Genomic DNA, 10,385 nt, shown 5'->3' with positions numbered 1-10,385 from the left:
GGGTCCGCGAAGTCGGTGGCGACCTCGACGAGGATCCGGGCGGCGCCGTCCTCGTCGTCGGTCGGACCCTGACCGCGGAGGGCCGGTCCCGGGCGCAGGTCGCGGGCCGCTCGGTCCCGGCGAGTGTCCTCGCCGAGATCGCTGAGGAGCTGATCGCCGTGCACGGCCAGTCCGAGGCACAGCGCCTGCTCAAGCCGTCCACCCAGCGTGACGCGTTGGACCGGTTCGCCGGTTCCGCCGTCGCCGGGCCGTTGGCCCGCTACGGCGGTGTGTACCGGGAGCTGACCCGGGTCAGTCGGCGGCTCGCCGAGATCACCGACCGGGTGCGTGAACGCGAGCAGGAGGCGGAGCTGCTGCGCCTCGGCCTGGACGAGGTGGAACGGGTCGCCCCCGGCCCTGGTGAGGACGTCATCCTCGACGCCGAGCTGACCAGGCTGGAGCATGCGGAGACCCTGGTGCGGGCGGCGCGGACCGCGCACGCCGCGCTGATGAGCGATCCGGCCACCGGGTCGGACGAGCCCGGTGCGGTCGATCTGGTGGCCGCGGCCCAGCGGGTCATCGCCGGCGAGTCCGCCCTCGACGCCGAGCTCGCCGCCCTCGGCGCGCGGCTCACGGAGGTGGGGATGCTACTCACCGACGTCGCCGCGGACCTCGCCTCCTACGCGGAGGGCATCGATGCTGACCCGGTGCGCCTCGCCGACGCCCAGGCGCGTAAGGCCGCCCTCACCAGCCTGACCCGGGCGCACGGTACCGGCATCGACGGGGTGCTGGCCTGGGCGGACCAGGCCGGGCGCCGGCTGCTGGAACTCGACGGCGCCGGGGACAGCGTCGAGGCGCTCACCGCCCGGCGGGACAGCCTGACCGCCGAGCTGGCCCGGCTTGCCGAGGAGGTCAGCGACGCCCGGACCAAGGCGGCGGCCCGGTTCGGTGCGGCGGTCGCCGCCGAGCTCGCCGGGCTCGCGATGCCCCGGGCCCGGGTGGAGGCCGCCGTGTCGCAGCGCGACGATCCGGCCGGTCTGCCGGTCGGCCTGCGGGTCGTCGCGTTTGGACCGTTCGGCGTCGACGACGTGGAGCTGCGGCTGATCCCGCATCCCGGGGCGCCGCCGCGGCCGGTCCAGAAAGGCGCGTCGGGCGGTGAGCTGTCCCGGGTCATGCTCGCGATCGAGGTCGTCCTCGCCGCCGCCGACACCGGTTCGACCATGGTCTTCGACGAGGTGGACGCCGGGGTCGGCGGTCGGGCCGCGGTGGAGATCGGCCGGCGCCTCGCCCGTCTCGCCCGCACTCATCAGGTGATCTGTATCACCCATCTGCCGCAGGTCGCCGCCTTCGCGGACCGTCATCTGGTGGTCCACAAGGCCGACGACGGATCGGTCACCCGCAGTGGGGTCGTCACGCTCGACGACGCCGGCCGGGTGCGGGAACTCTCCCGGATGCTTGCCGGCCAGGAGGAGAGCCCGCTGGCCCGTGGGCACGCCGAGGAGCTGCTCGCCGCCGCGGCGGCCGACAAGGCGCTGCCGTAGTGCCACCGCGGTCGGGGAGACCGGGCATCCTGCGGTGGTCCAGGGAGTCACCGAAGGTGATAACCGAGGGCCCTGACTCACCCTTATGGCAGAGTCCCCGCATTGCGCTGGAGGCGTCGTGCGGGGGAGCTGTTACCGTGAAGTCCCGTGGAGGCGCCGGGGCCGGACCGGCGGCGTAACCACGGGAGCTTCGGGTGGGTCAGGCGCATATCACCAAACACATCTTCGTCACCGGCGGGGTCGCGTCCAGTCTCGGCAAGGGACTAACCGCGTCGAGCCTCGGTCGACTCCTCAAGGCTCGTGGACTCCGCGTCACGATGCAGAAGCTCGACCCCTACCTCAACGTGGACCCGGGGACGATGAACCCGTTCCAGCACGGTGAGGTGTTCGTGACCGACGACGGGGCCGAGACCGACCTCGACATCGGCCACTACGAGCGGTTCCTCGACGTCGACCTCGACGGCAGCGCCAACGTGACGACGGGCCAGGTCTACTCGGCCGTTATCGCCAGGGAACGCCGCGGCGGCTATCTGGGCCAGACCGTCCAGGTCGTCCCGCACATCACCGACGAGATCAAGAACCGGATCCGGCGGCTGGCCGGTGACTCCGTCGACGTGGTGATCACCGAGGTCGGCGGGACCGTCGGGGACATCGAATCGCTGCCCTACCTGGAGGCGATCCGTCAGGTACGCCACGAGGTCGGTCGGGACAACGCCCTGACGGTGCACGTGAGCCTGGTCCCCTACCTCGCCCCCTCCGGAGAGCTGAAGACCAAGCCGACCCAGCATTCGGTCGCGGCGTTGCGCAGCATCGGCCTGCAGCCCGACGCCGTGGTCTGCCGGTCCGACCGGCCGCTGCCCGATTCACTCAAGAAGAAGATCGCGATGATGTGCGACGTCGACGACGAGGCCGTCGTCGGGGCGCCGGACGCGAGCTCCATCTACGACATTCCCCGGGTGCTGCACCGCGAGGGTCTCGACGCCTACGTGGTGCGTCGGCTCGGGCTGTCCTTCCGCGACGTCGACTGGACGGAATGGGACACGTTGCTGCGGCGGGTGCACCACCCGGCCAACACGGCGACGATCGCGATCGTCGGCAAGTACGTGGACCTCCCCGACGCCTACCTCTCGGTGACCGAGGCCCTGCGCGCCGGCGCCTTCGCCACCGACACTCGGGTGGACCTGCGGTGGGTCACCTCGGACGAGTGCTCTTCCCCGGACGTGACGGCCACCCTGCTTGACGGGGTCGACGGGATCATCGTTCCCGGTGGTTTCGGGGTGCGGGGCATCGAGGGCAAGCTCACCGCGCTGCGGCACGCCCGCGAGAACGGCATTCCGACCCTCGGTATCTGCCTCGGCCTGCAGTGCATGGTCATCGAGGCGGCCCGCAGTCTCGCCGGCCTGGAGGCGGCGAACTCCACCGAGTTCGTCCCCGAGACCCCCCACCCGGTGATCTCCACGATGGCTGACCAGCACGAGGTGGTGGCCGGCACCCGGGACATGGGCGGCACAATGCGACTGGGCCTGTACTCGTGCGTGCTGGTGCCCGGCACGCTCGCCCGGCGTGAGTACGGCGCCGCCGAGGTCGCCGAGCGCCACCGGCACCGGTACGAGGTGAACAACGACTATCGGCACCGGCTGGCCGCCGCCGGGCTGGTCTTCTCCGGGGCGTCGCCGGACGGCCGCCTGGTCGAGGTGGTCGAGCTGCCCGCCGACGTGCACCCGTACTACGTCGGCACCCAGGCACATCCGGAGTTCCGGTCCCGGCCGACCCGGGCCCATCCGCTGTTCCGGGGTCTCGTCGCCGCGGCGGTCGCGCATGCGGACCGTCGCCGCGGGGTGCTGCCGGTGGACCTGCCGGGCGAGGACGCCCCCACTCCGGAGAACGGTGTCCCGGAGAACGGCGCCGCGCAGACCCGCGGCGTCACGGCCGGTCGATCCGGCGGGAGTATCCGCCGGGGCGCGAGCGCGTCCCGGCCGAGCGTCAGCTCCAACGGCACCGCCGCGCTGGTGTCCCCGTGACGGCGACCCCGCACCGGTACGAGGTCGCCGAGAGCACCCTAGCCTACCAGGGGAGGGTCATCTCCGTCCGCCGCGATCAGGTGCGGATGCCGGATGGCGACATCTCGCAGCGTGATGTGGTGGTGCATCCCGGCGCCGTGGGGGTGGTTGCCCTCGACGAGGCCGATCGGGTGGTGATGGTCCATCAGTACCGTCATCCCGTCGGTGGTCCGCTGTGGGAGCTGCCCGCCGGCATTCTCGACGTGCCGGGCGAGCCGGCGTCCTCGGCCGCCGCGCGGGAGCTGGCCGAGGAGGCCGGGCTGCGCGCCGACCGCTACGATCTGCTGGTTGACGTGTGGGCCTCGCCGGGGATGACCGACGAGGCCTACCGCCTTTTCCTGGCCCGCGGGCTGCACGAGATCCCGGCTGCCGAGCGGTACGTGCCGGTGCACGAGGAGGCCGAGATGGGTCTCGCGCGTATCGACTTCACCGACGCTGTCGAACGGGTCCTGCGCGGTGAGATCACCAACGCGATGGCGGTCATCGGGCTGCTGGCCACGGCCCGGGCGCGCGCCGAGAACTACGCCGGTCTGCGCCCACCCGACGCACCCTGGCCCGCTCGTCCCGCCCACCGCGGCTGAGCCGCCGCGCCGCGGCCCCGTTTCTCCGCGGTGGTGTCGGTCCCGCGGTGGCGTCAATCGTTGTGGACCAGCACGCCGGCGGCCTCGTCGACGACGATGCCCTGCGCGGCGGCGAGGGTCACCGCGTCGATCGGGAATGCCTGCGCGACCCCGGGGACGGTGAACGTGCCGTCCCAGGTCACCGCGAGGGTCACCTGGTACCGGCCCGGCCGGGCGTAGCCGTGCGCCACATAGGCCTCGGGATGATCGCGCGGTGAGATCGCCGGGTCGTAGGGCCGGCCGGGAGCATCCGGGCCGGTCTCGCCGTCACCGAACTCCCAGTGATAGTGGGGAACGGCGCTGATGGTCGCCACGACCGGCTGGTCGACGTTGAACGTGAACGAGTCGGGCACGGGGGTGTAGAGGATCGTGGCCAGGTTCGCGAAGCTGCGGCCGGACGGCGCGATGACGATCGACGGCTTCGGCAGGAGTTTCTCGCGCAGGTAGTTGGCGAGCGTGGCCTGCACCTGGGCGACCGGCACCGCGCCGGCGGGCAGCAGGTAGTTGAAGCAGCCCGCTACCGCCTGGTCGTACTGGGCCCGCGCCTGCGCGTCCATCGCCGGATCCGGCCCGACTGCGGTCAGCAGGTCACAGACGGCCGCCGGGTCGTCCGGACAATCCTGGCCGCAGGCCGCGCTCCGCCGGGCCCCCGATCCGGTCGGGATCCCGACGCGCTCCAGCACTCCGTCGTGGTAGCGGTACTGGTAGCCGTTGTCCGTGGCCCGGGTGTCACAGGTACCCCACAGCGCGCCGGCGCAGGGCACCGGGACGGTGCGCCCGGGCGCCGCGGCGGCGGGCGCCGCGCCGGCGGCGAGGCCGGTCAGGCTCACCAGCAGCAGCGCGCCGACCGCGATCAGCGCCGGGCGCGGGAACGCGCGGCGCCGGCCGGCGGTGGTCGTGCGGGCGGCGGTGGTCGTGCGGGCGGCGGTGGTCGTGCGGGCGGCGGTGGTCGTGCGCGGGGCGGTCGTCCCCGGGCCGGTCGTGCGCGGGGCGATCGCCCCCGGGCCGGTGGTCATGCCCGGGCCGGGGCGTAGCGCAGGGTCTGGATACGCCAGCCGTGGTCGGTGAGCGACAGTTCGGCCGTGCCGACCCGGGTCGGCACGCCCGGGGCGTCGGAGACCCGCCGGCCCGCCGGGTCCAGCAGCCCCACCGCCCGGGTTCGCACGGTGAAGTCCACCTCGGTGACGAGCCCGACCCGCGGCCGGGCGAGCACGTCGCTCAGCTGATAGGCCGGCCCGTCCGCGCGCAGCCCCCGCTGCTGGAGTGAGCGGGTCACCCCGACGTCGAGGGCGCAGGGCTGGCAGCCACCGAGCGCCCTCGGCGCGATAACCGCGACCCGACCGGCCCGCGCGGCCTCGTTGATCTCGTGAAAGTAGCCCTCGACCGTGCGGGTAGCGGCCGCGGGTGTGTCGTCGACCGAACCGGGGACCGAACCGGGGAAGGAAGGGCGGCCGGAGACGGCCGTGCCCGGATTCTGGGAACCGGGGCGGGTCGGGACCGCGGCCCCGGATGGCTCGTGCTGGTCGCCGCCGCAGCCCGCGCCCGTGAGGATGACGAGTATGGCGATAGCGACCCCCAGCCGTGCGGCGTACCGTGACGACCCGTTGTCCGCCCGCACAAGTCGCCAGGATAGCCGCGGAAACGCGGTATGTGGATAGGCGCCAACGGAGAACGGGGGGCAGGTCCTACTATCAGTTCGATGATGGGAGTCACCGACGGCGACCGGGTACTCCGGCTGCGCCCCCCCGCGGCCTCGGCATCCGGCGTCGGCGGGTCCTCGGATCATCGTCCGTCGGCGCCTCGGCCCGGGCCGGACGACCTGGCTGGGCCGGACGACCTGGCCGGGCCGGACGACCTGTCCCGGCCTGCGGATCATCGAGCCGGGTCCCAGCTGCGTGGCACGCCCGCCGGCGTCATCGAGCGCTATCTCCACCATCTGGAGGGCGAACGCGGACTCGCGCACAACTCGGTGCTCGCCTACCGTCGCGACCTGCGCCGCTATTGTGATTATCTCTCCGCCTGCGGTCTGTCCTCGTTGGGCGCGGTCGGTGAGGCGGAGGTTGCCGGATTCGCCGCCGTGCTGCGCGCCGGTGACGACACGCACCCGCCGCTTGCCGCGGCGTCGGTCGCGAGGATGCTGGTCGCCGTCCGGTCGCTGCACCGCTTCGCGGCCGACGAGGGTGACGTCCCCGAGGACGTGTCCCGGCCGGTTCGACCGCCGACGCCTCCCCGGCGGCTACCGAAGGCCCTGAGCATCGACCAGGTGGTGGCCGTCCTCGCCGCGGCCGCGGGTGCGCCCCCGTCGGGATCCCCGCCGCCGCCCGGGGGACCGCCGCCGGTGGAACCGGCCGAGGCCGTCCGCCGTCTGCGCGCGACCGCGTTGCTGGAGCTTCTCTACGGCACCGGGGCCCGGATCTCGGAGGCCGTCGGTCTCGACGTCGACGATCTCGATCTGGAGGCCGCCTCCGTGCGCCTGCACGGCAAGGGCGGACGTGACCGGATCGTCCCGCTCGGTCGGTGCGCCATCGCCGCGGTGGCCGACTACCTGCGGGTGGGGCGGCCGATGCTGGCCGCCCCCCGCTCGGGGCCCGCGGTCTTCCTGTCCCGCCGCGGTAACCGCCTGTCCCGGCAGAGCGCGTGGTCGGTGCTGCGTACGGCGGCGCTCGCGGCAGGTGTGGAGGGGGTCTCACCCCACGTGCTGCGCCATTCCTTCGCCACCCACCTGCTCGACGGCGGCGCCGACGTCCGGGTGGTGCAGGAGCTGCTGGGACACGCCTCGGTCAGCACCACTCAGATCTACACCCTGGTGACGGTGGACCGGCTTCGCGAGGCGTACGCGGCCTCACACCCACGCGCCTTGGGCTCGACCCTGGGCTCGATCGGTCACCACTCCCGGACCTGGGGACCCGAGGACGGATCCGTGCATGACGGATCCGTGAGTTTCGCCGGGGCACCGCCCCGGTTCTGAGCGACGGTCGGCGTCCCGGGCGGATGTCCACCCGGGACTGTCCGCGGGAGAACGCGCCAAGCGGCGCGACGCCACCGCTTGGGGACGCGTGGACCGGCGCGGCACGTGGACACGCTCAGGATGCGGACGCTCAGGATGGGGTGTACGGCCCCAGGCTGGGCATCCCGTTGGAGGGAGCCGAGGCGGGAACGCCGCCGACACCGCCGACCGTCTGCGTGCTGCGCTCGGCCAGGGTTTCGCCCACCTTGCGGGCGATCGCTTCCATCAGGCGTAGTGCCTGCGGCAGCGACAGGTTCAGCACCACTTCGCTGTCGTTCGTCATCGCGAAGCGAACCGACACGTCCGCCATTGCTCGACCTCTCTCGCCTGACTCCGAAGATCTGCTCGATGTGTGTGAAACGGAACGGTACGGCCCATCTGAGACCAATGCGCGCGCGGGGTTCCTGGAAGTACCGGCAGGTTCGCTTTTCGTGTCTACTCGCTCACCAAGTGTCGCGGTCCAAGAGCTGTAGCTGTCAGTCACGTGGGTTGCTCCTCTGCCGGTGGCGACGTGTATGGACCCGGTCGATCCGGATCTCCCCACGGGGGGCGAGCTCGGAAAAATCGGGCACGTAGCTGTCCCGTTGTCTCTGCATAGTCCCTCATTGCCAGGAGCTGTCCGCAAGGGGGTGGACTTGTCATGCATCGTCATGTCGGAGGGTGAACGGGTTGGTTCCCACTGTTCTGGGAACGCGTTCACGGGTGTCACGCAGCCGGGCGGCCAAAGCCCGGATCGGGCAGGATGGCAGGGTGGCTTCGACTGACCGCGTCCGGCCGGATGTCCCCGCGCTGATCATCGGTATCCTCGGCGGCTCGGGTCCGCAGGGCGGGGGCCTCGGCCTGCGGTTCGCCGCCGCCGGCCATCTCGTGCTGATCGGGTCCCGCTCGACCGAACGCGGCCAGCAGGCCGCGGCCGCGCTCGCGCGTCCCGGCCTGCGTATCGAAGGCGCGGACAACGCCACGGTCGCCGAGCGCGCGGATATCGTCATCATCGCGGTTCCCTGGGAGGGCCATCGCCAGACCCTGGCCGCCTTGCGGGAGCCGTTGGCTGGGAAGATCGTGATCGATTGCGTCAACCCCCTCGGCTTCGACAAGGGGGGTGCCTTCGCGCTCGCGGTGCCCGAGGGCAGCGCCGCGCAGCAGGCGGCCGCCGTCCTGCCGGACAGCACCATCGTGGCGGCCTTCCACCACGTCTCCGCGGTGCTGCTGGCCGATGACGCGGTCGCGAAGATCGACACTGATGTCCTGGTCCTCGGCGACGATCGGGCCGCCACCGATCTGGTGGCCGCGCTCGCCGAGCGCATTCCCGGCATGCGGGGCATCTACGCCGGCACGTTGCGCAACGCCGGTCAGGTCGAGGCATTGACCGCAAACTTGATCTCGGTCAATCGCCGGTACAAGTCACACGCCGGCCTGCGGGTCACCGATGTCTGAGCGGCGTCCGGACGTGGCCCGTTCGGACGTGGCCACGGTGGCGAACGGGCGGGAACGAGAGGCGGGGACGGCCCCCCGGGACGATCTGGGCCACCCGGTGCCGATTCCGGCGCGGGTGGAACGGATCGTCTCGCTCGTTCCCAGCCTCACCGAGTCGATCGCCGTTACCGCGCCCGGTCTGCTGGTGGGTGCCACCGACTGGTGCAGCCATCCCGCGGGGCTGGCCGTCGCCCGGGTCCGGGGGACGAAGAACCCCGACCTCGACACCATCGTCTCCCTGGCTCCGGACCTGGTCTGCGCGAACGCCGAGGAGAACCGGGAACCCGACCTCGCCGCGCTGCGCCGGGCCGGGCTCGCCGTGTGGGTCACCGCCCCTACCACGGTCGATCAGGCTCTGGTGAGCCTGGACCGGATGCTGCGCCTGGCCTGCGGGCTGGCTCGTCCCGGCTGGCTCGACGCCGCCCGGCAGGCCTGGGCCGTGCCGGCCGCCGGGCCGCGACGGCGGGCGTTGGTGCCGATCTGGCGCCGGCCGTGGATGGCGGTCGGCCGGGACACCTTCACCGGCGACGTGCTGCGCCGGCTGGGGGTCGACAACGTGCTGGCGGACTCGCCGGACCGCTACCCTCGGATCGATCCCGCGGCCGTCCCGCCCCATGACCTGGTGGTCCTGCCCGACGAGCCGTACCCCTTCAGCCCGTCGGACGGACCCGAGACCTTCAGCGCGCCCGCGGTCTGCGTGTCCGGCCGCCTGCTGACCTGGTACGGCCCGTCCCTGGTCGAGGCGGGGTCCGTGCTCGCGGCGGCGCTGGCCCGGACCGGCGATGGGCCGGAGTGACAGCGCCGCCGCCGGCACCACCGGCCGGATGGCTGATCAGTAGCTGTGCTCGATTGTCGGGTACCTGCCGTCCCGGACGTCCGCGCGGTAGGCCCGGGCGGCGTCCGCGAGAATCGTGCGCAGATCCGCGTACCGCTTGACGAACCGCGGCGCGCGGCCGCCGCTCAGCCCGGCCATGTCCTGCCAGACCAGCACCTGGGCATCGCATCCCGAGCCGGCTCCGATGCCCACGGTGGGGATGCGCAACTCCTTCGTCACCCGGGTGGCCAGATCGGCGGGAACCACCTCGAGCACGACCGCGAACGCGCCGGCCGCCTCGAGCGCCAGCGCGTCGGCCAGCAGGACCTCGCCGGCCTCGTCGCGGCCTTGGACCCGGTAGCCCCCGATAGTGTGGATGCTCTGCGGGGTCAGCCCCAGATGCCCGATAACGGGGATGCCGGCGCCGACCAGGGCGTCCACCGCCCGGACCACCCGGGAACCGCCCTCGAGCTTCACCGCGTGCGCCCCGCCCTCCTTGAGGAAGCGGGTAGCGTTCGCCAGCGCCTCGGCCGGCCCCCCCTGGTACGACCCGAAGGGCAGATCGGCGACGACCATCGCGTGCGGTGCTCCGCGGACCACCGCCCGGACCAGCGGCAGCAGCTCGTCGACGGTGATCGGCACGGTCGTGTCGTAGCCGTAGACGACGTTGGCGGCTGAGTCCCCGACCAGCAGGACGGGGATCTCCGCCTCGTCGAAGACGGCGGCGGTGGTGGCGTCGTACGCGGTCAGCATCGACCACTTCTCGCCCCGGTTCTTCGCCGCGGCGACGTCACGCACTGTGAAACGGGACCGGCGTGGCCGCGGCGGCGTGGTCGGCGCGCCGTAGGGCGTCGCCGCGGGCCCGCCGGGTGGGTGGGTGTGCCTGAAGCA

10 protein-coding genes are annotated in these 10,385 nt (G+C 72.7%); 6 read left to right on the top strand and 4 right to left on the bottom strand.

All coding sequences use genetic code 11. From position 1 onward, the window contains the following. The 3 genes from recN to AC08OP_RS06110 all read left to right on the top strand — a co-directional run. Positions 1–1,520: DNA repair protein RecN (gene recN / locus AC08OP_RS06120; protein ID WP_476613291.1), on the top strand; the 1,520-nt coding region annotated here is incomplete at its 5' end. 194 nt (positions 1,521–1,714) lie between these two features. Beyond that, a complete protein-coding gene (locus tag AC08OP_RS06115; protein WP_476613290.1) occupies positions 1,715–3,541 on the top strand; it encodes a CTP synthase in 1,827 nt (608 codons plus the stop codon). Next, entirely contained in the window at positions 3,538–4,161 is a 624-nt protein-coding gene (locus AC08OP_RS06110) for an NUDIX domain-containing protein (protein ID WP_476613289.1), read from the top strand. The genes AC08OP_RS06115 and AC08OP_RS06110 overlap by 4 nt, the downstream gene beginning before the upstream one ends. A gap of 53 nt (positions 4,162–4,214) precedes the next feature. On the opposite strand, the gene AC08OP_RS06105 is transcribed toward AC08OP_RS06110, so the two are convergent. Together AC08OP_RS06105 and AC08OP_RS06100 are read right to left on the bottom strand one after the other, a co-directional pair. Next, positions 4,215–5,216 (bottom strand): PKD domain-containing protein, encoded by a 1,002-nt coding sequence (locus tag AC08OP_RS06105; RefSeq protein ID WP_476613288.1) that lies wholly within the window; start codon positions 5,214–5,216, stop codon positions 4,215–4,217. Further along, positions 5,213–5,818, bottom strand: a complete 606-nt coding sequence (locus AC08OP_RS06100; protein ID WP_476613287.1) for a hypothetical protein — start codon at positions 5,816–5,818, stop codon at positions 5,213–5,215. The genes AC08OP_RS06105 and AC08OP_RS06100 overlap by 4 nt, the downstream gene beginning before the upstream one ends. Before the next feature lie 81 nt (positions 5,819–5,899). Between AC08OP_RS06100 and AC08OP_RS06095 the strand changes: the two genes are divergently transcribed. Then, positions 5,900–7,168: a site-specific tyrosine recombinase XerD gene (locus AC08OP_RS06095; protein ID WP_476613286.1), complete on the top strand. Its 1,269-nt coding sequence runs from the start codon at positions 5,900–5,902 to the stop codon at positions 7,166–7,168. Between the two features lie 130 nt (positions 7,169–7,298). Here the strand turns inward: AC08OP_RS06095 and AC08OP_RS06090 are convergent, their stop codons facing one another. Next, positions 7,299–7,517, bottom strand: a complete 219-nt coding sequence (locus AC08OP_RS06090) for a hypothetical protein (protein WP_023841797.1) — start codon at positions 7,515–7,517, stop codon at positions 7,299–7,301. 440 nt (positions 7,518–7,957) lie between these two features. Between AC08OP_RS06090 and npdG the strand changes: the two genes are divergently transcribed. Then, positions 7,958–8,641 carry an NADPH-dependent F420 reductase gene (npdG, locus tag AC08OP_RS06085; RefSeq protein ID WP_476613285.1) on the top strand — a complete coding sequence of 228 codons (684 nt, stop codon included), beginning with the start codon at positions 7,958–7,960 and terminating at the stop codon, positions 8,639–8,641. Then, a complete protein-coding gene (locus AC08OP_RS06080) occupies positions 8,634–9,476 on the top strand; it encodes a helical backbone metal receptor (RefSeq protein ID WP_476613284.1) in 843 nt (280 codons plus the stop codon). The genes npdG and AC08OP_RS06080 overlap by 8 nt, the downstream gene beginning before the upstream one ends. A gap of 36 nt (positions 9,477–9,512) precedes the next feature. On the opposite strand, the gene panB is transcribed toward AC08OP_RS06080, so the two are convergent. Then, on the bottom strand, positions 9,513–10,385 hold an 873-nt coding region (gene panB, locus AC08OP_RS06075), incomplete at its 5' end, for a 3-methyl-2-oxobutanoate hydroxymethyltransferase (RefSeq protein ID WP_476613283.1).

It is taken from the genome of Frankia sp. CeRuru1 (genome assembly GCF_977966315.1).
Note: the sequence above shows the minus strand (reverse complement) of the source record. Positions and strands in the feature narration are given on the sequence as shown.